Source organism: Bradyrhizobium sp. 45 (assembly GCF_023073155.1).
In the GTDB taxonomy this organism is placed as follows: domain Bacteria; phylum Pseudomonadota; class Alphaproteobacteria; order Rhizobiales; family Xanthobacteraceae; genus Bradyrhizobium; species Bradyrhizobium canariense_D.
The window spans coordinates 129,191-150,165 of the sequence record NZ_JADPIX010000154.1 but is presented as its reverse complement, the minus strand read 5'-3'; the positions used below and the strand labels follow the sequence as shown (position 1 = coordinate 150,165).

Annotated in this window: 21 protein-coding genes and 1 pseudogene; 4 read left to right on the top strand and 18 right to left on the bottom strand. The window is 63.1% G+C overall.

Annotated elements, in window-relative coordinates; all coding sequences use genetic code 11:
* Positions 1–65 precede the first annotated feature (65 nt).
* The 9 genes from IVB42_RS37795 to IVB42_RS37755 form a co-directional block, all read right to left on the bottom strand.
* Positions 66–314 carry a hypothetical protein gene (locus IVB42_RS37795; protein ID WP_247455834.1) on the bottom strand — a complete coding sequence of 83 codons (249 nt, stop codon included), beginning with the start codon at positions 312–314 and terminating at the stop codon, positions 66–68.
* A gap of 81 nt (positions 315–395) precedes the next feature.
* Positions 396–1,367 carry an AraC family transcriptional regulator gene (locus tag IVB42_RS37790; protein WP_018459279.1) on the bottom strand — a complete coding sequence of 324 codons (972 nt, stop codon included), beginning with the start codon at positions 1,365–1,367 and terminating at the stop codon, positions 396–398.
* 229 nt (positions 1,368–1,596) lie between these two features.
* Positions 1,597–2,754 carry a LuxR C-terminal-related transcriptional regulator gene (locus IVB42_RS37785; RefSeq protein WP_085352775.1) on the bottom strand — a complete coding sequence of 386 codons (1,158 nt, stop codon included), beginning with the start codon at positions 2,752–2,754 and terminating at the stop codon, positions 1,597–1,599.
* A 320-nt stretch (positions 2,755–3,074) separates the two neighbouring features.
* Positions 3,075–3,587, bottom strand: coding sequence for a hypothetical protein (locus IVB42_RS37780; RefSeq protein ID WP_018459281.1), 513 nt, complete (start codon positions 3,585–3,587; stop codon positions 3,075–3,077).
* Between the two features lie 62 nt (positions 3,588–3,649).
* The gene (locus IVB42_RS37775) at positions 3,650–4,099 is read right to left on the bottom strand and encodes a MaoC family dehydratase (protein WP_018459282.1); all 450 of its coding nucleotides are present in this window, start codon (positions 4,097–4,099) and stop codon (positions 3,650–3,652) included.
* Positions 4,100–4,470: 371 nt separating this feature from the next.
* Complete coding sequence (locus IVB42_RS37770; RefSeq protein ID WP_018459285.1) at positions 4,471–4,893, bottom strand: hypothetical protein; 423 nt, start codon at positions 4,891–4,893, stop codon at positions 4,471–4,473.
* Positions 4,894–4,905: 12 nt separating this feature from the next.
* Complete coding sequence (locus IVB42_RS37765; protein ID WP_007592399.1) at positions 4,906–5,127, bottom strand: hypothetical protein; 222 nt, start codon at positions 5,125–5,127, stop codon at positions 4,906–4,908.
* A gap of 196 nt (positions 5,128–5,323) precedes the next feature.
* Positions 5,324–6,142: a lytic murein transglycosylase gene (locus IVB42_RS37760; RefSeq protein ID WP_085352771.1), complete on the bottom strand. Its 819-nt coding sequence runs from the start codon at positions 6,140–6,142 to the stop codon at positions 5,324–5,326.
* 38 nt (positions 6,143–6,180) lie between these two features.
* Positions 6,181–8,034, bottom strand: a complete 1,854-nt coding sequence (locus tag IVB42_RS37755; protein WP_247398252.1) for an NAD(P)/FAD-dependent oxidoreductase — start codon at positions 8,032–8,034, stop codon at positions 6,181–6,183.
* A gap of 178 nt (positions 8,035–8,212) precedes the next feature.
* On the opposite strand from IVB42_RS37755, the gene IVB42_RS37750 reads away from it, so the two are divergent.
* Positions 8,213–9,838, top strand: a complete 1,626-nt coding sequence (locus IVB42_RS37750; RefSeq protein WP_247398256.1) for a long-chain fatty acid--CoA ligase — start codon at positions 8,213–8,215, stop codon at positions 9,836–9,838.
* Between the two features lie 41 nt (positions 9,839–9,879).
* Entirely contained in the window at positions 9,880–11,091 is a 1,212-nt protein-coding gene (locus IVB42_RS37745) for an acyl-CoA dehydrogenase family protein (protein ID WP_085353044.1), read from the top strand.
* 212 nt (positions 11,092–11,303) lie between these two features.
* Here the strand turns inward: IVB42_RS37745 and IVB42_RS37740 are convergent, their stop codons facing one another.
* Both IVB42_RS37740 and IVB42_RS37735 read right to left on the bottom strand, forming a co-directional pair.
* Positions 11,304–12,212 carry an amino acid ABC transporter substrate-binding protein gene (locus IVB42_RS37740; protein WP_247398259.1) on the bottom strand — a complete coding sequence of 303 codons (909 nt, stop codon included), beginning with the start codon at positions 12,210–12,212 and terminating at the stop codon, positions 11,304–11,306.
* Positions 12,213–12,390: 178 nt separating this feature from the next.
* Positions 12,391–12,810: a nuclear transport factor 2 family protein gene (locus tag IVB42_RS37735; RefSeq protein ID WP_018459291.1), complete on the bottom strand. Its 420-nt coding sequence runs from the start codon at positions 12,808–12,810 to the stop codon at positions 12,391–12,393.
* Positions 12,811–12,952: 142 nt separating this feature from the next.
* Between IVB42_RS37735 and IVB42_RS37730 the strand changes: the two genes are divergently transcribed.
* Complete coding sequence (locus IVB42_RS37730; protein WP_247398261.1) at positions 12,953–14,194, top strand: amidohydrolase family protein; 1,242 nt, start codon at positions 12,953–12,955, stop codon at positions 14,192–14,194.
* A 213-nt stretch (positions 14,195–14,407) separates the two neighbouring features.
* Positions 14,408–14,719, top strand: coding sequence for a hypothetical protein (locus tag IVB42_RS37725; protein ID WP_247398264.1), 312 nt, complete (start codon positions 14,408–14,410; stop codon positions 14,717–14,719).
* A gap of 12 nt (positions 14,720–14,731) precedes the next feature.
* Here IVB42_RS37725 and IVB42_RS37720 read toward each other — a convergent pair whose 3' ends face one another.
* The 7 genes and pseudogenes from IVB42_RS37720 to IVB42_RS37690 all read right to left on the bottom strand — a co-directional run bounded on the left by IVB42_RS37720 (position 14,732) and on the right by IVB42_RS37690 (position 20,893).
* On the bottom strand, positions 14,732–15,655 hold the full coding sequence (locus IVB42_RS37720) for an NAD(P)-dependent oxidoreductase (protein WP_247297593.1): 924 nt from the start codon (positions 15,653–15,655) through the stop codon (positions 14,732–14,734).
* Complete coding sequence (locus IVB42_RS37715) at positions 15,655–16,524, bottom strand: hypothetical protein (protein ID WP_247398267.1); 870 nt, start codon at positions 16,522–16,524, stop codon at positions 15,655–15,657. The genes IVB42_RS37720 and IVB42_RS37715 overlap by 1 nt, the downstream gene beginning before the upstream one ends.
* 21 nt (positions 16,525–16,545) lie before the next feature.
* Positions 16,546–17,224, bottom strand: a pseudogene (locus IVB42_RS37710) (4-carboxy-4-hydroxy-2-oxoadipate aldolase/oxaloacetate decarboxylase).
* Complete coding sequence (locus tag IVB42_RS37705; RefSeq protein ID WP_204510920.1) at positions 17,221–17,934, bottom strand: PIG-L deacetylase family protein; 714 nt, start codon at positions 17,932–17,934, stop codon at positions 17,221–17,223. The pseudogene IVB42_RS37710 and the gene IVB42_RS37705 overlap by 4 nt, the downstream one beginning before the upstream one ends.
* A gap of 39 nt (positions 17,935–17,973) precedes the next feature.
* Positions 17,974–19,275 (bottom strand): C4-dicarboxylate transporter DctA, encoded by a 1,302-nt coding sequence (dctA, locus tag IVB42_RS37700; RefSeq protein WP_247398270.1) that lies wholly within the window; start codon positions 19,273–19,275, stop codon positions 17,974–17,976.
* Positions 19,272–20,156, bottom strand: a complete 885-nt coding sequence (locus IVB42_RS37695) for an amidohydrolase family protein (protein WP_018459299.1) — start codon at positions 20,154–20,156, stop codon at positions 19,272–19,274. The genes dctA and IVB42_RS37695 overlap by 4 nt, the downstream gene beginning before the upstream one ends.
* 29 nt (positions 20,157–20,185) lie before the next feature.
* Positions 20,186–20,893, bottom strand: coding sequence for a TetR family transcriptional regulator (locus IVB42_RS37690; RefSeq protein WP_085385611.1), 708 nt, complete (start codon positions 20,891–20,893; stop codon positions 20,186–20,188).
* Positions 20,894–20,975: the final 82 nt, after the last annotated feature.

Here is a 20,975-nt window from a genome sequence, read left to right as displayed (position 1 = left end):
CGGCAACGAGCGGATATTCGTTTCGGCTGCTACTGATGCAGAGTCGCGATACCGCACCGGGATGCTCACATCTCGTCCCAGCCGACCTTCTCCACATTCTCCGACCAGACCGCGGCGCGATAGATCTCGCGCCCGTCGGCGTTTCTGACCCGGATGCAGGCATCGCGGTCGCGCAAATCGTCGCGCCAGACGAACAGGTGGCTTGCCATCTCGTTGGCCACCACGAATGTCGCTTCGGGGCATTCGAACACCATGCCGCCCGGATCGATCTTCACGATATTGCCGATCATAAGATCAAAGAAAAAACGGCGCATGCAACACTCCAACTGGGGGCGGCGCACGCCCGCCCCTGCCGTCTCCAAGCGGCATTTGACTTGAAACTCAGTCGTGCGCGGTCACGACATTTCGCCGCTCCTGACGTCACTGGGCGTGGCGCCATAAGTTCGACGGAAGCAGCGGTTAAAATAGGAGAGATCGCCGAAGCCGACATCGTAGGCGATCGAGCTGACCGTCCGCTCGGCGTATCCGGGTTCCCGCAACATGCGATGGGCGCGCTTGACGCGTTGTTCGATCACGAAGGACGAGAACGTCTTGCCGTCGGCCTCGAACAGGCGCTGGAGATAACGCGGCGTCACGCCGAGCTCCTGGGCGACTGTGGCCACCGACAGGTCCTGCCGCCAGCAATTGTTGGCGATGGAGACTTTGGCCTTCTGCAGCCGTGCCGCCTTCACGCCGCGCCGCCCAGCCAGCTCCCGGGGCTCGTTGGTGGCACCGAGAACGATTGCCAGAAGATCGTGCAGATGCCCGACCCCGAGCTGGCGCAAATTTGGCGTCGCGAACGCCTTCTCCCGCACCAGTGTCTCCGCATAGTTGACCAGCAATCGAAGTCCTGTCGAGCTCTCCGGCATGACACGCATTACGGCGTCATCGACATCCACGATCATCGGCGCCAGCACGCGTCTCGGCACGCGTAGGGAGAAGCAGCTACCCAGCGACAATCGCTCGAACGTCGTGACGTCCTCCGCGCTGGTCAGGACCGCCTCCCCTGCACGAAGGCTCAGATCGTGTCCCCGCTCGGATATTCCAAGTACGCCAGATCGATTCACGATCAGGGCCAGGCTGTCGTCGCCATCGGCAACCAGGTGTTTGGTGCGACTGACGCGCGCTCCGCACAATCCTCCGATCAGCAGTTGGGCTTCCGGCAAGACGTGGGACGTGAAGCTCGCCGTAGCCGGCTTTCCTTCTCTCGCCTCGACCTCCGCCTTCAACACCCCGCGGCAGTAGAAATCGCGAAGCAGCGGGATACGCTCGTTTTCGGGAATTTCGTTCGTCGAAACATTAATAATAGAAAAATCAAACTGGCTCACTGCAATCCTCCAACCGACGAGCAGGTCCGGCCGTGCGCTGTCGTTTCCTCACACTCGCGTTTGACGCCGTCGTCGCATCTCTTCGTGGCGCTTGCTGCTCTTCACTTTTCTGGATCGCGATATACGAAAGTATCAAATGACTCGCGTCCTGCATTCGGAGGACATGGGAGCTCGGCTCATCACAATGCATTGAGATCGCGGCACGTATCGGCGAGCCTTGTGAAATGGATCACACGGCGTCGTCACCGCCATTCGTTCGATGCGCGAATGGAACGGCAAAGCCGGTGGCGATCTTGACCAAGTCGGCCTGCCTGCCGGTGCCGGTCTTCTCGAACAGGCGACCGAGATGCGTCTTCACCGTCGTTTCGGCGATGCCGAGCTTTGCCGCAATGTCGGGAACACCGCCAATCTCGATGATGGCCATTAAAACGCGCAGTTCGGACGGTGTCAGCCTGAAGGCCGCCGCAATCGCATCAGCCGCGAGCCATGTCGCCGCCGATGCCTTCTGAACGAACAGCACCGTGGCTGCAGCATCTCGCGATGGAGTGCGACAGCGCTTCAAGGGAAAGGCGTGGAGCAGATAGTGCTGTCCATCAACTGATGTCGCAAGCTCGATCTGGCGGCGGGCAGCGGAACGAGTTTCGCTGCCTGAATCGATTTCGCACAGGCCGCGGAATATTTTATCAGTCTGGGTGTTGCGGGCCACGATCCGGTCGCCGACCATTGCGAGCAGGCTGGCATCGGCGAACAGCCCGCGGCATGCTGCGTTGGCATGCACGACGCGGCCATCTGCGTCGAGCAGGCAGATCGCCGTGCTCAGCCCATCCAAGACCTCGGCAAGGTCGTCCACGGTATGCGAGCGTGCCCTGATCTGTCGGCCCATGATCCTGGAGCGCTGAAGGTGCGGAGCCAGCAGCCGCATGCGCTCACGCATCGGCTCGTCAACCATTCCGCGCGACCGGTGGCGCAACACCTGCAGGATTGTGGTGCGCGTGTCCGACTTCTCGAGGGCAACGGTTGCAAGGTCTATCGCTCCTTGCGGTTCCACCCACTCGCGATAGAAGCTCGTTGCCAGAAAATCCGCCTGAGGCATGATGTCGGCTACGCCGATCGTCTGCTCCGCCGCGAGCGTAAAATGGCGATCGAGTAGAGGGTCCAGCTCCACATATCGGTCGCGATAAAGCTGGCGGAAGCGGGATTCGGTGCCAAAATGCTCGTGGATCTCGATCGAGAGCCTGGCTCTGTCCCTGGACAGGATGGTCGCGGCACATCCGCCGACGAAATGCGAAACCTGTTCCAGCACCCCGCTGCGCAGTGCGGGATCGACCGCGGCGTCGTAGATCTCGCCGACAAGGGACGAGAATCGATTTGCGTGGAGGATTGTCATCGGCCGGACGACGCAATCTGCGTATGGCTCGGGCGTGCGAGAAAGATCGCGATCCGGGGACTGGCGAAGGAGACGGGCCGTTCAATGGCCGCCTTCGACGGGGAGAAAACGTTGCAACGAAATGCTGGAATATCGAACATCGTCCTTGCGTAACGTCAACCGCAGGATGCGGCTTGGACGTTTTCGCCAAAGACTAGGATAAATGCGAACAGCGCGCGGACTGTGTGCGATGAGTCACGCGTGCGATGCGTCAGGCAGCGCGCGCACCGCAGAACCCTGTCGCCACCGATCCCGCCGGCCTCGCATTCGGCTCCGGCAGTTTACTTGCGATTCTCCTCGCAGAATTTCAATGCCGCCAGCGCTTCACCGGCACGCGGCACCTGCATCTCGATGCTGTCGTCGTCATCGTCCTCGAAATCGAGCGAGAGACGCTTGGCCTTGGACAGCCGGTCCATCATGGACTGCTCGTATTCGAAGATGCCGCGCACGGTAGTTTTGTCCATGACCTCCCACTTCGCCTTCTTCATGATATCGGCGTCGTCGGTGCCGACATCGGCCCGGAGGATCTCGCCGACCTTGTCCCACTCCCAACCGTCATAGATCATCACGATCACGATCGCCTTCTCGGAATAGGTGATGACGATGACGTAGTCCCGGTTCTCGTCTTCCTTGTCCTTGTAGCCGCGGCTCGCATTGCAATGCGCGTCCTGCATACGCTTTTCGATGGTCCAGTCGCCGACCTTGGATTGTTGCGCCTGCACCGGTCTTGCGGTCAAAGCGACTGCGCTCAAGGCGCCTGCCAGGAGCCCGGCGGCGAGAAGATATCGTTTCATGTCAGCCTCCAGCGTGTTCCCCGGACTGAGATGACCACCTCTGCCGGTGACCCGCAAGGGCTTCAGGCGGTTCGCCGCGGCACGATCGCGATCGGGGTGAAGGTGTAAACCTCCTCGCCGTTCTGATTGAACATCGTCCATTTCACCAGTGCGATGCCCTGCGGCTTCGACTTCGATGGCGTCAGGCTCATGACCTCCCCGACCAGATGCAGGCGGTCGCCGGGCCGCACCGGGATGGTCCAGCGCAGCCCGTCGACGCCGGCACCGATCAGCGGATGCGGGCCGAACGGACGGGTCTGGATCGCGAGGCTCATGGCAATCGCGGCGGTGTGCCATCCCGAGGCAGCGAGACCCCTGAACAGGGTCTGCTTGGCGGCTTCGTGGTCGAGATGCATCGGCTGCGGATCGAACTCGGCCGCGAACCGCTTGATGTCGGCCTCGGTGACGTGAACTTCGGGGGATTTGAACTGCATTCCAATGGTGAGATCGTCGAACCACTCGACCTGCGCCATGATTTCGCCTCGCAATGTGATGCGCCGCCTCGCGGCTAATGGGATTGAGCAAGAGCGGGATGTAGCGGCTCCGCAGCGCACAAACCAGCCCGGGGTTCCCCAAGAAACCCGTTTCCAGATGCGACGAAACACGCCTGAAACAGATGGTCGGTTATCTCGTTGTCAAAAGCATACAGGGACGGCCACCATGCAATTCTTCCTCAACCTGATCTGGGATTATTCCTGCTGTCAGCACCTCGTCGCCCTGCCGCCGCAAGAGGACGAACTATGATCGAGCTGATCTCGGCCTTGCTCGCGCTTTGCAGCGTCGGCGTCTTTGCAGCGCACGCGGTGGATGCCTATCGCTCCACCCATTACTGATAGCCCACGCCCTAGAACGGCCGCCGGTAGAAGTGCTCCGAATGCGTCGCTGGCGGAAACCTGTTGGCGAGCGCGAGAGCTCCCCTTTCGTCGGTTTCGAGCGCGATCTTCTGTGCGAGCATCACGTCGCCGGGAACGAGAAAGCCTGACGGGACGAAGCACCACCCCATCGTCGCATTTCCGGCCTCGTCGATCTCATGGACGTTGGCGGCGGTGCCATAATGGATGCGATAGGTCTTGCCGGTATCGCCGCCGACGACATCGAAATACCGGTGCTGCTCGAATTGGGCGCGCTGCGCCGGTGACAGCCATTCGGCCAGGAGCCGGCGACCGCGAGCATCCGGCGTGTTCTCGCCGAAAAAGCGCCGATAGAGTTCGCGGAGCGCATGCAGACGCGCACGCGCCGGCCCACGGAGCCAAACTGCCGCGATCATGAGCAGCTCAGATCAACCGCCAACCAGGCGGGGATAGAACAGCGTTTCCTGCGCGGTCGGGTCAAACGATCGGATCCGGGTGACTTCGCCAGGTCCGGTTCGCAGCGCGGCGGTGAAGCCCGCTCCGGTCAGCTCCCGAAAGCGCCGCTCGGCTCGCGCCAGCGCTTCGGCATTGCCAGGATCAAACTCGTGGCGCGTGTCGCCAGTCTGGTCCATCACGATCTGGGTTGCCATGTTGAGTCTCCTCATGCCCAGCCCTGTTCGATCAAAGCAAACCTCGTGCCGTCGGTTCCAGTTGGCAACAACTTTCTCTTGCCGGCGCATCACGCCTTGCTGAGCAGGAGCGTTCTCAAGCGAAGTGGATGCCGGTTCGCATAAAGCAAACGCGGCAAAACCAAGAAGCTTGAGCCCCTTCGAAACGCGGCTCTGGTCAGCGCGAGGCGGCCGTACCTCCGCCCTCGTCGATCTGCCGTCCCATCAGGGCGATCGCTTTCTGATAAACGCCGGCGGCATTCCAGGCTTCGATGGCAGCGAAATTCGGCTCGCCCGGCTGGTAACCCGCTCCTGCACGCCAGCCATGGGCCTTGAGGAAATTCGCCGTCGAGTTCAGCGCATTGGCGGCAACTTCGAGATTGCCGGTGCCGTAGGCCAGGATGTTCTTGGGCATGAACTGGGTCTGACCGACTTCGCCGTGCATCGAGCCGCGGGTTGCCCCCGACAGCGTGCCGCGATCGATCAGCTTCAGCGCCGCATAGAGCTGCTCAGTGAAGAATTCGGGACGGCGGCAGTCATAGGCGAGCGTCGCGATCGAAGAGAGCATATTCTGGTTGCCGCGCTGGCTGCCGAACCCGGTCTCCATGCCCCAGATCGCGATCAGCGGCCCCGGCGGGACGCCATAGCGCTGCTGGATCGAGGTGAACAAGGCGGCTTGCGACTGCTTGAGCTGGCGACCCTTGGCAACGATGGTGGTGGCGCCGCGCTTGGCGAGGAACTGGTCGAGCGTCAGCGAGAAGCTGCGCTGGCCACGGTCGGCCGCGATGGTGGCACTGGCGTAATTGGTCTGCATCAGCGCCGAGAGCGCAGTCTGGCCGACGCCCTTGCCCTGCGCCTCCGCGCTGAACTCGCGCTTCCAGGCCTCGAAGCCGGCCGACGAACTGCCGCATTGCGCGGCGTGGGCGGCGGGCGCCAGGCAGCCGAGCAGCGTCATCGCCCCAAAAACCGCCGCAGCTACAGTTCTGCCCCTGATCATGTCCGACGTCCTCTCCCTGGGTGATCCAATGCCCGAGCTTACCCGGACGAAGGCGCCGACTCCATGGCGTGATCATACGACAGTTCCAGTCCATCCAAATTGCCCTCCTGGCGCCACTTGTCCAGCAGCCGCAGGAATGCCACCGGCCCGCGCCAATACTGGCTGTTTCTCGCCGCGATCGGATCGAACACGCCTTCATTGTTGTAATAGCCGGGCGTGCATTCGGCGAGATAGGTCTGGCGGCCGAGCGCAGCTTTGACCACCTCCTCGACCCAGGCGTTCTCGGCATCGAGCGTCGGCTCCAGCGTCCGGGCTTTGCGCTTGCGCGCCTCGGCTATCACATAGGCGATGTGCTGCGACTGCTCGTCGATGATGTGCGGGAAGTTGGCGCTCTGGCCGGCCTGCACCATGACGATCAGGAAGCAATTCGGGAAGCCGCGACTGTAGAAGCCGTGCAGCGTCTTGACGCCATCGCGCCAGCGCGCCGACAGGCTCACGCCGTCACGGCCGTAGACCTCAAAGCCCATGCGGCGGGCGTAGTCGGTGCCGACCTCGAAGCCGCTGGCATAGATCAGGCAGTCGAGCTCATAAGCCCTGCCGTCGACCACGACCGCGTTCTCGGTGATGCGCTCGACGCCCTGTCCCCTGGTGTCGACGAGATGCACGTTGGGACGATTGAAGGTGTCGAGATATTCGTCGTGGAAACACGGCCGTTTGCAGAATGCCTTGTACCAGGGTTTCAACGCCGAAGCCGTCGCCTCATCCTTGACGATCGCATCGACGCGCGCTCGGATCTCTTCCATCTTGCGATAATCGGCCTGCTCGATGACCTTGAGCGCCTCCTCGATCGAAGTCACCGGCTGCGGCTGGCGGCGCGGCGCCAGCAGGATCTCGCCGAGCAGGCCGGTCCAGCCGTCCTGCACCAGATCCTGTTCGAATGGCTCGCCCGAGATCACGGCGGTGAAATTGTCCATGCGTTCGCGCTGCCAGCCGGGCCTGAGCCCCTGCGCCCAGCTCTGATCCGTCGGGCGGTCGTCGCGCACGCCGATCGCCGACGGCGTACGCTGGAAGACGTAGAGCTCCTTGGCCGAGCGGCCGAGATGCGGCACACATTGCACGGCGGTGGCCCCGGTGCCGATGATACCGACGCGTTTGTCGCCAAGACCACTAAGATCACCTTCGGCCGTGCCGCCGGTGTAGGCGTAATCCCAGCGGCTGGTGTGGAAGCTGTGTCCCTTGAAGCTTTCGATACCGGGAATGCCCGGCAGCTTCGGACGGCTCAGCGGGCCGCCAGCAAGGATGACGAAGCGCGCGCGGATGCAATCACCGCGATCTGTCTCGACCAGCCAGCGTGCCTCCTGCTCCCGCCATTCCATGTGGGTGATGACGGTCTGAAACAGCGCGCGCTCATAGAGGCCGAAATGACGGCCGATGCGGCGCGAATGCTCGTAGATCTCGGGGGCTCGCGCATATTTGCGCACCGGCATGTAGCCGGTCTCTTCCAGCAACGGCAGGTAGATGTAGCTCTCGGTATCGCAGGCCGCGCCAGGGTAGCGATTCCAGTACCAGGTGCCGCCGAAATCGGCTGCCTTTTCCACGACCCGGAAATCATCGATGCCAGCTTCGCGCAGTCGCGCGCCGCACAGAAGGCCGCCGAAGCCGCCGCCGACGATGAGCACCTCGGTCTGTTCGCTGACAGCCTCGCGCGCAAATCTGGAATTGGCCCAGGGATCGTCGAGATAGCGTCCGAACTCGCCGGTCACCTCGACATATTGCGCCTTGCCTTCGGCGCGCAGGCGACGATCGCGCTCGTCGCGATAGCGCGCTCGGAGTGCGGCAATGTCGATTGTAGATTCGCCGGCTGCGCCGGTCTTGTGTCTTTGCGCTGACATCCGTTTCCTCCCCCGGCGGACACTGCTTCGCCGGCAGCTAGCATCACTTAGCCCTGAAAAAGTGACGCATGCAATCGCGTCTCTCGCTTTTTGCGTGAACGTGGAGTGGCGTTCCGCTAACCTCAAGCGCACATCACAAGCGTACGTCATGCAACGACATGGCGGTCCGGAGGAGACGATGCAGGGATTGATGATGGACATGCCGCTCCTGATCAGCGGCCTGATCCAGTATGCCGCCGACTATCACGGCGAGGCTGAGGTCGTCGCGCGCGAGATCGAAGGCGACATCCATCGCTACACCTATGCCGACGCCCACCCGCGCATCAAGCGCATGGCGTTGGCGCTCAAGAGGCTCGGCATGATGTCCGGTGACCGCGTCGGCACGCTGGCCTGGAATACGCACCGGCATTTCGAGATGTTCTACGCCGCGCCGGGCATGGGATATGTGCTGCACACCATCAACCCGCGGCTGTTTCCCGAACAACTCGTCTACATCGTCAATCATGCCGAGGACCGCCTGCTGTTCATCGACCGCGCCACGCTGCCGATCGTGGAGACGATCGCGCCGCAGCTGAGATCGATCGAAGCCTATGTCGTGATGTGCTCGCGCGAGCGAATGCCGGAGACCAAGCTTGCCAACGTTCATTGCTACGAGGACCTGCTGGAGAACGAGCACGACACCGGCTTCGCCTGGCCGGAATTCGACGAAAAATCGGCATCCACGATCTGCTACACCTCGGGCACGACAGGCAATCCCAAGGGCGTGATCTATTCGCATCGCGCCGCGATCCTGCAGACCATGGTCTCCTGCAATTTCGACTTCCTGCCCGGGCACCTGGAAGGCGTGCGCGAGGTGATGATGCCGATGGCGCCGCTGTTCCACGGCAACGGCTGGAACATGCCGTTCACCGCGCCCTATACCGGCTCGAAGCTGGTGCTGCCCGGCCGCAATTACGAGCCCGACAAGCTCTACGAGCTGCTCGAAGGCGAGAAGGTGACGCTGTCCGCGGGCGTGCCGAGCTTCTGGCTGATCCTGCTCGACTGGCTCGGGCGGACCGGCAACAGGTTCTCGACACTTCGTGCAACATTGTCGTCGGGCTCGGCACCCCCGCGCGCGATGGTCGAGAGGCTCAAGCGCGAGTATGACATCGACTACGTCCAGGCCTGGGGCATGACCGAAGCCTTGGGCTGCTCGATGCCGGGCTTGCGGCCGGGCTCCGAGCATCTTGAGGACAAGGAGAAGTTCGACCGCCGCCAGGTGTCCGGCCGCGCCTGTTTCGGCACCGCCTTGCGCATCGTCGATGACGGCGGCAACGAGCTGCCGCGCGACGGCAAGAGCGTCGGCCATCTGCGCGCGCGGGGACCGTGGGTTGCGTCCGGCTACATGAAACTCGAAGAAGGCCTGGACCGCGACGGCTGGCTGATCACCGGAGACATGGCCGTGATCGACCCCCAGGGCCACGTCACGCTGACCGATCGCTCCAAGGACGTCATCAAGTCCGGCGGCGAATGGATCTCCTCGATCCAGCTCGAGGACGTCGCCCTGTCTCACCCTGATGTGCTGCAAGCCGCCGTGGTCGCGATCAATCATGAGAAATGGCAGGAGCGGCCTCTGCTCCTCGTCGTCCGCAAGAAGGGCGCGACCGTCGACGGCAAGACGCTGCTCGAGCACATGCGCCCGAAGATCGCGAGCTGGTGGATGCCCGACGCCGTTGAGTTCATGGACGAGTTCCCGATGACCGGCACCGGCAAGGTGCTCAAATCAGCGTTGCGCGAGAAATTTAAAGGGTATCGCGTCGCCTGAGCCGATTGCGCCCGGCCTGTCCATCGACCAAGGAGACAAAGATGCTCTACCCGATGTCGCCCAAAGTCGTCGAGCTCAAGCGCAGGCTCGACAGTTTCATGGACCGGCACATCTATCCGAACGAGGAACGCTTTTATCGCGAGGCGGAGGAGCTGGGGCCTTGGAAGGTCTATCCGGTCGTCGAGGAGCTGAAGCCGCTGGCACGTGCCGAAGGCCTCTGGAATCTGTTCCTGCCGGACTCCAGCCACGGTGCCGGCTTGACCAATCTCGAATATGCCCCGCTCTGCGAGGTCATGGGCCGCTCGCATCTCGCACCCGAAGTCTTCAACTGTTCGGCGCCCGACACGGGCAACATGGAGGTGCTGGAGCGCTATGGCACGAAGGAGGACAAGGAGCGCTGGCTGAAGCCGCTCCTCGCAGGCGAAATCCGCTCCTGCTTCGCCATGACCGAGCCTGCCGTCGCCTCATCCGATGCGACCAACATCGAAAGCTCGATCGTTCGCGAGGGCGACCATTACGTCATCAACGGCCGCAAATGGTATACCACCAACGCGACCGACCCGCGCTGCAAGATCTGCATCTTCATGGGCAAGACCGATCCCGACAATGCGGACCGCCACAAGCAGCAATCCATGATCCTGGTGCCGATGGACACAGCGGGCGTCGAGGTCAAGCGTGCCCTGCCCGTGTTCGGCTTCTACGGCGTGCCCGACCGTGCCTCCGAGGTCGTCTTCACCAACGTGCGTGTCCCCAAGGAGAACATGCTGCTGGGCGAAGGCCGCGGTTTCGAGATCGCGCAGGGCCGCCTCGGCCCCGGCCGCATCCACCATTGCATGCGGCTGATCGGGCTTTCCGAACGCACGCTGGAGAAGATGTGCCGGAGGGTGCGCAGCCGCGTCGCCTTTGGCAAGCCGGTTTCCGAGCAGACGGTGACGCAGGAGCGCATCGCAGAGGCCCGCATCATGATCGAGCAGGCCCGGCTGCTGACGCTCAACGCCGCATACGCGATGGACACCGTCGGCAACAAGGTGGCGACAGCGGAGATCGCGATGATCAAGGTCGCCGTGCCCAACATGGCCTGCCAGATCATCGACTGGGCGATCCAGGCCCATGGCGGCGGCGGCACGTCGAACGACTTTGGATTGACCCAGGCCTATGCGACCGCGCGTTTGCTGCGTCTCGCCGACGGCCCGGACGAAGTCCACAGGAACCAGATCGCGCGGTTCGAGCTGAAGAAATATTCGAACGCCTAGCGTCGCAAGCATTCCGCCCGTGCGGCTCGCTCTCTTTCCTTCTCCCCTTGCGGCAGAAGGTGGCGCGAAGCGCCGGATGAGGGGTCTGCTTCCGCGGAGACAAACCCCTCACCCCAGTGAGCTGCATCAACCAGCGGAGCTGCCCTCTCCCGCAAGGAGCGAGGGCAGGATGACACGCAGCCCGATTACAACCAGCGCCGTGGCGCCCTCACTCAATTCACCACGTACACATCGGGATCGAAGCTTGAGCTCGGCTTCTTGAAGGCGTTGCGCAAGGCGCCCGACATCGGGACGTTGTAATTGAGGCCGTTCGGCGGCGTCGGCGATTCCAGCCACTTCTTGTAGAGGGCCTCGATCTCCGGGCTCGCGTACAGCTCTGCAGTCGCGCGGTCGGCGAGCGCCTTGAACGGCGCGTCCTCCCGCCGTAGCATGATCCCGTAAGGCTCCGGCTTCGAGAAGGTCTCCTCGCTAATCATGAAGAGCTGTGGTTCTTTCGAGCGCGCGATCGCGACCGCGAGCTGCACGTCGTCGAGCGCGTAGGCTTGGGCGCGATCGGTTTCCAGCAGCAGGAAAGCTTCGGCCTGGTCCTTGGCCGGCATCACATTGATGCCGAGATTGCGCTCGGTGTTAACCTTGGCGAGCTGCGTCAGGTTGACCGAGCCGGCCACCGCCGTCACCGCTTTGCCCTTGAGATCGTCGATGGTGTTGATCTTTGCGGCTTTCTTGGCCGCAAATCGCGTGGCGCTGAGGAAGTGCGTGTTGGTGAAGGCGACCTGCTTCTGGCGATCGGCATTGTTGGTGGTCGCCGAGCAATGCAGGTCGAGCGTCCCGTTGACCATCAGCGGAATCCGGTTCGACGATGTCACGGCGAGGGTGTCGACGGCGATGTCGGGTATACCGAGCTGCTTCTTCACGGCATCCACGATCCTGAGGCAGATATCCATGGCAAAGCCGACCGGCTTCTGGTTGCCGTCGAGATAACTGAACGGGACCGAGGCCTCCTGGTAGCCCAGCGTGATTTTCTTGGTCTCTTTGACCTTCTGAAGCGTACCCGACAGGTCTTCGGCGGAGGCGGCAGTTGCAAGGCATGTGAGGGCCAGGACAACGGTGGGTAAACGCATCGGGAACTCCTTGAGGAGGCTTGCGCCCCCATGCCGGGCGCAGCAATCGCGCCGTTGATAGCGCAGGCGCGCGGCAGCCGCCAGACGAGCTTGCACCTATCAGCTATCGCGGCTTGCGATAGGGTGGACCGGCCTTTTGTCCCCCTGGAGTCGGGGCGCTCAAGCGCCAGGATGGCGCTTACGCGTCGATGCCGCGCTGGACCAGGATCCGCTCGGCGCTGTCGTTCCAGACGTCCATCTTGGTGATCTGGCCATTCCGCACCACGAAGCGGTCGACATAGCGGTTGCCCTCGAACGCGGACCCATCCATCCATTCGCCGTAGAGCGTGCCGACGCTATAGACCACGGTCTCGCCGTCGCCGGGGCAGACGTCGAAACGGTCCATCTTCTTCTTGACCCAGCGGTAGCGCTTGGCGTTGAAAGCGGTCGGGCCGCGCGGATGATCGAACTCGCGCCCACCGGTAAAGGTGATCACCGTGCCCGGCGCCATATAGGCAGCCGCGGCGTCCGGATCGGGGATCATCGACGCCGTGAGATAGGCTTCCACGATCTCGGCGTCGGACGACGGGCCGGCTTCGGCTTTTGCGGCAGCGGACATGGCTCATTCTCCAGGGCTTGCGAATACTAGCGCCGCTCTCGGGGAATACGTGCATATATTTTGAACATTTCCGTCGCTACACTGCCGACAATCTGGAGCCGCCAAACGCGGCCGAATGCACTAAATTCCTTCCGCAAGAGCCATGACCGCCCAATCCGCCTTTGACCTCATCTTTCGCAACGCCTTGCTGCGTGGTGCCGCCGACCCGATGGACATCGGCGTCACGCGCGGCCGGATCACCGCCATCGAACCGACGCTCGCTTGCGAGGCCGCCGAAGTCGATGTCGGCGGACGCCTCGCCCTGCCCGGCTTCGTCGACAGCCACATCCATCTCGACAAGGCCTGCCTGCTCGGCCGCTGCGGGCATGATCACGGCAGCGTCTCCGAAGCGATCCGCGCCCTCTCCGAGATGAAGAAGGGTTTCTCGGTCGAGGACGTCTACGCGCGCGGCGCCCGGGTACTCGAACGTGCCATCGTCCACGGCACCACGCGCATGCGAACCCACGTCGAGATCGATCCCCGCATCGGATTGCGCGGCTTCGAGGCGGTGAAGGCGCTGAAGCGTGACTATGCCTGGGCGATCGACCTGTCGCTCTGTGTCTTTCCGCAGGAAGGCCTCACCAACGATCCCGGCAGCGAGGAGCTTCTGATCCAGGCGCTGCGCGATGGTGGGGAGGTGATCGGCGGCTGCCCCTACACGGACACCGACCCGAACGCCCATCTCGCACGCATCTTCGACCTCGCCGAGGCGTTCGACCTGGACGTCGATCTCCATCTCGATTTCGATCTCGATCCCTCCTGGTGGCACCTCGACGAGGTCTGCCGGCAGACCGAGCGGCGCAACTATGGGGGGCGCGTGGCAATCGGCCACGCCACGAAACTCTCCGTACTGCCACCGGAGCGGCTGAGGGCCGCCACCGCGCAGCTGGCCAAGGCTGGCGTTGCCGTCACCGTGCTGCCGGCAACGGATCTGTACCTGATGGGGCGCGAAGCGACCCACAACGCGCCACGCGGGCTGACGCTCGCCCACAAGCTCGCCGCCGACGGCGTGCTGTGCTCGATCGCGACCAACAACGTGCTCAATCCCTTCACGCCGTTCGGCGATGCCTCACTGCTGCGAATGGCGAATTTCTACGCCAACGTCGCGCATGCCTCGGTGAACGACTTCGATACCTGCCTTGATCTCGTGACCGAGCTGCCGGCGCGGCTGATGAACCTTGGGGATTACGGCATCAAGGTCGGAAACCCCGCCGATCTCATCGTGCTCGATACGCAAGACAGCCGCTTCGCCGTCGCCGAGCTGCCGGATGTCGTAATGGGCTTCAAGAGCGGCCGGCAGACTTTTGCGCGGCAACGGCCCACTGTGTTCCGCCCCGGCTCCTGAGCCGCTCTGGACGCATATCTGCATTGAAGCGGGGCGAATTGCCGCGTTATTTCCGTTAGATGTTACCGTCGATCGCTCTCATATTCCGAATCCGGTAGAATACCGGATAGTCGATCCGCGCTGATTGCCGATAGCTGAGCGTATTGCCAGTCCCGCGGTGCCGTTCAAAGCAGAACCTGCACTGAAGTCTGCATTCAACGGGGAAGCATCGACATGTTCAGCGCATTCAGCAGCATCGACCATCGCGCCATTCGAGCGAGAACGCCCGGCGATGCCGCTATAATACGGCTCGACGGCATCGGGCATGTCCTGTCAAACCTCGATCTGGCGAGCATCCGGACCCAAGATGACTTGACGCGCATGCTCCTGACGCTCGACACCGCCGACAAGTGCATTCGGGTGATCCGCGCGGAATACCGGACCCAAGTCGCGAACGATCGGCTGGCCCGCAAGGCCGAAGACCTGATGGCGCTGATCGAACGCACCCGCGACGAACTCACTGGCTCTCGCACGGCGAAGTCCTGAGCAGGAGCCGCCCTATTTCTCGCGATTGATCTTCGCCAGGATTCGGTCCGCCTCGGTGCGCCAGTCAGCGTTGCGGGCGAACTCCTTGGTACCCTTCGTTCCGAACAGGCCCTCGTCGGCGAGGTCCGCCACCCAGGCCTGCCGCTCGGCGGTGCCCTGCGCGGACCACGGCGTCAGCCCCGCTTCACGCACGGTCTCGGCGACCTCGCGTACTTCCTCGGCGCGGCGGCGGCCATGCTCGATCACACGCTGGAAGCAATAAGCACCTTGCTTCTCCCAATCGATCATGGGAAAGGTTTCCGCCAGCGAAGCCAGTACCGCATCCTCGACGCCATAGGCGCGCGCGGTAGTGAAGCTTTCGATCACCATGGCCTCCAGGCCCTTGATCATGATGCTGCGACACATCTTCACCGCCGATGAAACCCCGAGCTTGTCGCCCGCAACCTTGGCCGCAAAACCCATCCCGTTCAAAAGCGGCTCCAGCTCCCTGGCCCCGGGACCGCCGAGCAGCAGCGGCACCTTGATGCGATAAGGCGGCACCGACGTCATAACCGCGCCCTCGACATAACGTCCGGCGGCGCCATCAATCAGCGCGGCAGCGCGCTGCTTGGCGGCGGGAGACGCCGAATTGAAATCCAGGAACCAGGTGCCCTGATTGATCGCGGCCGCGCAGGCCTTTGCCACCGGCACGGCCTGGCTCGCGGTGACCGCGGAGATGATGAAATCGGACTTGGCGGTCAGCTCGGCGTGCGAGGCTGCGAGCCCCACACCGAATTTTTCAGCATGCTCGTGCAGCGAACCACCCTGCTCGCCCGCGAGCTTGATGTCAAAGGCTGTGACCTTGATGTCCTGCTGGCGCAAATCCTCGGCCAGAATCCTGCCGACCTCGCCATAACCGACCAGCCCGACCTGCCATCGCTTGGGATCGCCCGCCATCAGTTCAGTCCTCGCGTTGTTGCGTCGAACAGGTCCTCAACCGCATAGCGGCGCGGGATCAGCGCCTGCTGGAACGCGTAGTCGACGATCAACTCCAGCGACCTTCTGTTCGCTTCGATTCCGAACGGAACCAGGTCCGGCGTTGCCGCAGGCCCCGCCTGCGCCTTATTTTGCTTGAGGAGATCATAAATGCCCGAAACTACGTCAGGACGCGATTTCGCTAGCTGCTCGGTCACGACCACGAGATGGTTGACCGGCACGACGCCGCGGCGCGCGTACCATATGGCGGCTTCCGCGGCCAGGTCGGGGAACAGCGGCCTCAGCTTGGGATCGTTCGAGGCCTCACCAAGGACGACGTCGAGCTCGCCGTCGAGCAGCATCTGAAGGATCTTCTTGTGCTTCGGCGCGCGCTCGGTGGTGTCGACATATTCGGCGACATGCGGGTCTTCGAACGTGACCCAGCGGATCTTGTCGAGGTTGACGCCGTAGTCGTTGGCGAGGATGCCCCTGATCCAGGCGCCGGTCGTGGTCGTGAACGAACGGATGCCGACGCGCTTGCCTTCGAGATCGGACGGCCCGAGAGTTCCCTGCGCAGAACTATAGAGCGCGTAGGAATGCTGAAAGCGGCCGAGCATTGTGGCAGGCAGCAGCACCAAGGGCTTGCCATGCGCCTTCGCCATCAGATAGGTGACGATCGCCATCTCGCAGACGTCGAAGGCTTGCTCGCGCACCATCGGTTTGAACGCAGTGTTGGTCGGCGTGTAATCGATGAAGTCGAGGTCGAAGCGGTTGGAGCGGAGCTCGCCGCTCTTCACCGCCTGGACATGGGGGTGACTGCCGAGCACGGCCTTCAGCTTGAGACGATCCATCGGCCCACTCCGCTGATTGTTTTAGACGTCCTCGGGATTGTCGACATAGACGAGCCCGGCCTTCGCCAAGGCCTCGCGCATGCTGTACATGTCGAGGCCCAGCTCGCCCGAAGCCAGCCGCTTGCGTTTGCCGCCTTCGTCCGCGTTGCGCTTCCTCGCCTTCTCGGCGACCTCGGCCGCGTAGCGCTTCGGCACCGCCACGACGCCGTCGTCATCGGCCACGATGATGTCGCCGGGATCGAGGTTGACGCCGGCGCAGACCACGGGGACATTGACCGAGCCGAGCGTCGCCTTCACCGTGCCCTTGGCCGAGACCGCGCGCGACCACACCGGAAAGTTCATCTCGTGCAGTGCCCTGACGTCGCGGCAGCCGGCATCGATGATCAATCCCTGCACGCCGCGCGCCTGCAGCGAGGTTGCGAGCAGCTCGCCGAACATGCCGTCGGTGTTGTCGGTGGTGCAGCCCACGACGAGGATGTCGCCCTTCGTGCACTGCTCGACCGCGACATGAATCATCCAGTTGTCGCCGGGCTGCGCCAGCACGGTGACGGCGGGGCCGGCGATCGCCGGCCCAGACCGGCCGCAGATACGGCTTCATCAGTCCGAGCCGATCATAGGCCTCGTGCACAGTCGAGACGCCGTACTCCGCCATCCCAGCGGGATCGGCACGCTTGATGTTGCGAACGACGACCGGCTTCATGCCAACTCCTCCGCAACCGTCGGAAACAGCCGCTGATAGGCCTCGCCATACGTCATCGGCACACCGGTGTTACGGCTGCCCTGGATGCCGCGATTGAGTGCGACACGTTCGTAATAGCCCCAGAGATGTTTTTGCGCGGCGAGGATCTGGAACGACTCGTACTTCTCCTTCCAGACCTCGTCGATCTTGAGGAGCAGGTCCGGCTTGTAGTTGCATTGCTCCGGCTGGTGCGGCTCGAACAAAAACACCGGCGGGGCCGAATATTTGTACTGCGCGCCGGGCTTGTGGCCCATCGCCTGCGCGACCACGCGGGTTTCCTGCGCGAAATGCGCCGCGTTCGGATGGTCGAAATTATAGGGATCCTCCAGCGCATGCGTCAGCACGAAGCTCGGATTGAGCTCGCGGTAGACGTCGACCATGCGGTCGAAATGCGCCTCGGCGAGCTTCAGCGGATAGTCGCCGCAGTCGAAGAACTCGATCTCGGCGCCGAGCAGCTTGGCCGCCCGCTCCGCCTCGTCCTTGCGACCGGCCTTGACCGATTCCAGCGTGGCGCCCTTCTCCTTCCAGGCGAACTGGCTCTCGCCGCGCTCGCCGAAGGACAAGCAGACGATCTTCATGCGATAGCCCTTCTTCGCATGCAGCGCGATGGCACCGCCGGCACGCCAGACGAAATCGCCCGGATGGGCCGTGATCACGAGACCTGTTTTCATGGGACAAACTCCCCTCTATCGTTCGTCAACGTCATCGGTTCATCGAGTCGCGACAGCGGATTCCTCGCCGTCGAGCACGCGCTTCAGGCGGTCGCCATCGAGTGCGCCTTCCCATTTGGCAATCGCGATGGTCGCGACCGCGTTCCCGATCAGATTGGTTGGCGTCAGCCCCTGCGACATGAGGCGGTGGATGCCGAGCACGAGCGCCACGCTCGTCACCGGAATGCTGCCGGTGGCGGACAAGGTTGCCGCCAGCACGACGAAGGCGGCGCCCGCGATTCCCGCCGCGCCCTTGGAGGTCACGAGCAGGATCAGAAGCAGCTCGATCTGCTCGGCGAGCCCAAACGGCGTGTTGGTCGCCTGTGCCAGGAACACCGAGGCGGCGGCAAGGTAGAGGCAGGTGCCGTCGAGATTGAAGGAATAGCCGGTCGGGATCACCAGCCCAACGACGCTGCGCTCGCAGCCGGCCTGCTCCAGCTTGGTTAGCATCCGCGGCAGCACCGTCTCGGACGATGTCGTGGCGATGCAGATCAAGAGCTCTTCCCAGATGTAACGGATCAGCTTGAGCAGCGAGAAGCCACACAGACGCGCGACCGGGCCGAGCGCCACGATGATGAAGATCACGCAGGTGAGATAAAAGCCGCCGAGGAGCTTGCCCAGCGAGGCCAGCGAGCCGACGCCGAACTTGCCGACCGTGAAGGCGATGGCGCCGAAGGCGCCGATCGGCGCAGCCCACATCACGAATCCGACGATGGTGAATACCATCTTGGCGGCGATGTCGATGAGATGGACCAGCGGCGCGGCGCGCTCGCCGAGCTGCACCAGCGCAAATCCGCACAGTACGGCGATGAAGAGCACCTGGAGGATGTTGCCCTCGGCAAAGGCGCCGACGAACGTCGCGGGCACAATGTTTATCAGGAACGGCACAAAGCCGATCACGCCCGACTGCTTGACATAGGGCTCGATCGCGCTGGCATTGATGCTGGCGGGATCGATGTTCATGCCGACGCCGGGCTTGAGCAAGTTCACCGCAATGAGACCGATGATCAGCGCGATCGTGGTCATGATCTCGAAATAGACGATCGCCTTGACGGCGACGCGCCCGACACGGGCCATATCGGCCATATGCGCGATGCCATGGACGACCGTGCAGAAGATGATCGGCGCGATCAGCATCCGGATCGCCTTGATGAAGGCGTCGCCAAGCGGCTGCATCCTGGCGCCCCCCTCGGGATTGACGATCCCAAGCGCGATTCCGGCCGCCATGGCGATGAGCACCTGGATCCAGAGCTCCTTCCACCAGGCGCGGCCGCGCGGCTTGTCGATCGCTAGCGCCGTCATTGGCCGAACTCGAACAGCCGCGCTGGATTATCGACGAGGATCTTCTGCTGATACTCCGGCTCCGGCGCGAACAGCGGGATCAGGTCGACGAGATCGCCGTCGTTCGGCATCGCCTTGACATTGGGATGCGGCCAATCGGTGCCCCAGATGACGCGGTCGGGCGCCGTCTCGACAATTTTTCGCGCGAACGGCACGGCGTCGGTGAACGGCGGACCGGCCGATGACACCCGCTCCGAGCCGCAGATCTTGACCCAGCATTTCTCGTCGCGCTGCATCAGCTCGACCAGGATCTTGAACGGCAGCTGGTCGAGCCCTTCGGAGGCCTTCACCCGTCCCATATGGTCGATGGTGTAGCTCAGCGGCAGCCTTATCAGCGTGTCGGCATGTTCAGGCAGGTCGATCGCATCGAAATGCAGATCAATATGCCAGCCGAGCGGTGCGACCAGCGCGACGATGCGGTCGAACACCTGCTTGTCCGGGACCCCGCCGAGATGGCGGACGAAATTGAAGCGGCAGCCGCGGAAGCCGCCCTCATGCAGCACGCGAAGCTCGCGCTCGGTGATGGTGTCGTCGATATTGGCAACCGCGCGATAGGCCCCGTTGCTCTGCGCGATGGCGTCAAGCGCCACCGTGTTGTCGGTGCCATGCACACTCGCATTGACGATGACGGCACGTCCAACGCCGAGCTTGGCATGCAGCGCGCGGAAATCCTCGAGCGGCGCATCCGGCGGCGTGTAGGAACGCTCCGGCGCGTAAGGGTATTTCGCGCCGGGCCCGAAGATGTGGCAATGCGCATCGCAAGACAGGTTCGGCAGTCTGAACTTCGGCGTGCGCGTGTCCGGATCGGGCGGCGGAATGGTCGGCGTGTACATCATTGCCATCAGATAAACCGCCGAACCAGATCGTGTCTTCAAGTCTTGCTGCTGACGACCGGCCGTCGCCGTGCTGGCGCCTGATCCAGCGCCGGCGCCTGGAACGCGGCCACGGTGGCTTGCACCAATTGCTCGATGGCACTTGCGGCATCGCTGCCGTCGGCCTCGCCGCGCGACAGGCGCGAGACGCGATCCGGCGTCACCAGCGAATAATAGAGTGCGCCAAGCAGGAAGTGGCTGCGCCAGACGATATCGGTGCGCGGAACGTGCGGCAGGCTTTCGTGAACAGCATCGATGAAGGCGTGGCTGGTGTCGTCAAAAGTCTGTGCGATGATCTTTCGCGCGACTTCATTGCCCTCCGCGGACATCACCGCGCGCAGCCGCGTGAACCGCGCCCCGCCCCCGGCAAGATCACTGCCCGAGGTGAAGGCCGGCACGACATAGGCCCGCACCACCGCTTCGAGCCGGTCCTGGAGATCGCGCACGCGCTTGGCGGCCGCGAGCAGCTCGGAACGGCGCAAATTCATTGGCCCGCAATGGCGCCGGTAGATCTCCAGCAGTAGGCCGTCCTTGGTCTTGAAATGATAGGTGACGCTGCCGGGATTGGCGCCGGCGGCCTGTGCGATATCGCGCACCGACACGGCGTTGAAGCCGTTGGTGGCGAACAGCTCCTCGGCCGCGGCGAGGATCGCCTCGCGCATGTTCGGCTTGCGGGCCGTTTCCTTGCTGGCGGGGTTGCGGATCATGTGATTTGTACTATCGTACAAAAGATCAGGTCTCGTCAACAAAAACCATGGATGACACCCGGAAAGGCCGAGAGACCGCCGC

Coding starts and splice junctions, on each gene's coding strand:
- IVB42_RS37755 (WP_247398252.1), bottom strand. CDS start 8,034: ATGTCAGCGCAAAGACACAAGACCGGCGCAGCCGGCGAATCTACAATC.
- IVB42_RS37780 (WP_018459281.1), bottom strand. CDS start 3,587: ATGAAACGATATCTTCTCGCCGCCGGGCTCCTGGCAGGCGCCTTGAGC.
- IVB42_RS37795 (WP_247455834.1), bottom strand. CDS start 314: ATGCGCCGTTTTTTCTTTGATCTTATGATCGGCAATATCGTGAAGATC.
- dctA (WP_247398270.1), bottom strand. CDS start 19,275: ATGACGGCGCTAGCGATCGACAAGCCGCGCGGCCGCGCCTGGTGGAAG.
- IVB42_RS37740 (WP_247398259.1), bottom strand. CDS start 12,212: ATGCGTTTACCCACCGTTGTCCTGGCCCTCACATGCCTTGCAACTGCC.
- IVB42_RS37720 (WP_247297593.1), bottom strand. CDS start 15,655: ATGGCGGGCGATCCCAAGCGATGGCAGGTCGGGCTGGTCGGTTATGGC.
- IVB42_RS37705 (WP_204510920.1), bottom strand. CDS start 17,934: ATGAAAACAGGTCTCGTGATCACGGCCCATCCGGGCGATTTCGTCTGG.
- IVB42_RS37760 (WP_085352771.1), bottom strand. CDS start 6,142: ATGATCAGGGGCAGAACTGTAGCTGCGGCGGTTTTTGGGGCGATGACG.
- IVB42_RS37690 (WP_085385611.1), bottom strand. CDS start 20,893: ATGATCCGCAACCCCGCCAGCAAGGAAACGGCCCGCAAGCCGAACATG.
- IVB42_RS37750 (WP_247398256.1), top strand. CDS start 8,213: ATGCAGGGATTGATGATGGACATGCCGCTCCTGATCAGCGGCCTGATC.
- IVB42_RS37775 (WP_018459282.1), bottom strand. CDS start 4,099: ATGGCGCAGGTCGAGTGGTTCGACGATCTCACCATTGGAATGCAGTTC.
- IVB42_RS37745 (WP_085353044.1), top strand. CDS start 9,880: ATGCTCTACCCGATGTCGCCCAAAGTCGTCGAGCTCAAGCGCAGGCTC.
- IVB42_RS37785 (WP_085352775.1), bottom strand. CDS start 2,754: ATGACAATCCTCCACGCAAATCGATTCTCGTCCCTTGTCGGCGAGATC.
- IVB42_RS37695 (WP_018459299.1), bottom strand. CDS start 20,156: ATGGCAATGATGTACACGCCGACCATTCCGCCGCCCGATCCGGACACG.
- IVB42_RS37730 (WP_247398261.1), top strand. CDS start 12,953: ATGACCGCCCAATCCGCCTTTGACCTCATCTTTCGCAACGCCTTGCTG.
- IVB42_RS37715 (WP_247398267.1), bottom strand. CDS start 16,524: ATGGATCGTCTCAAGCTGAAGGCCGTGCTCGGCAGTCACCCCCATGTC.
- IVB42_RS37735 (WP_018459291.1), bottom strand. CDS start 12,810: ATGTCCGCTGCCGCAAAAGCCGAAGCCGGCCCGTCGTCCGACGCCGAG.
- IVB42_RS37725 (WP_247398264.1), top strand. CDS start 14,408: ATGTTCAGCGCATTCAGCAGCATCGACCATCGCGCCATTCGAGCGAGA.
- IVB42_RS37770 (WP_018459285.1), bottom strand. CDS start 4,893: ATGATCGCGGCAGTTTGGCTCCGTGGGCCGGCGCGTGCGCGTCTGCAT.
- IVB42_RS37765 (WP_007592399.1), bottom strand. CDS start 5,127: ATGGCAACCCAGATCGTGATGGACCAGACTGGCGACACGCGCCACGAG.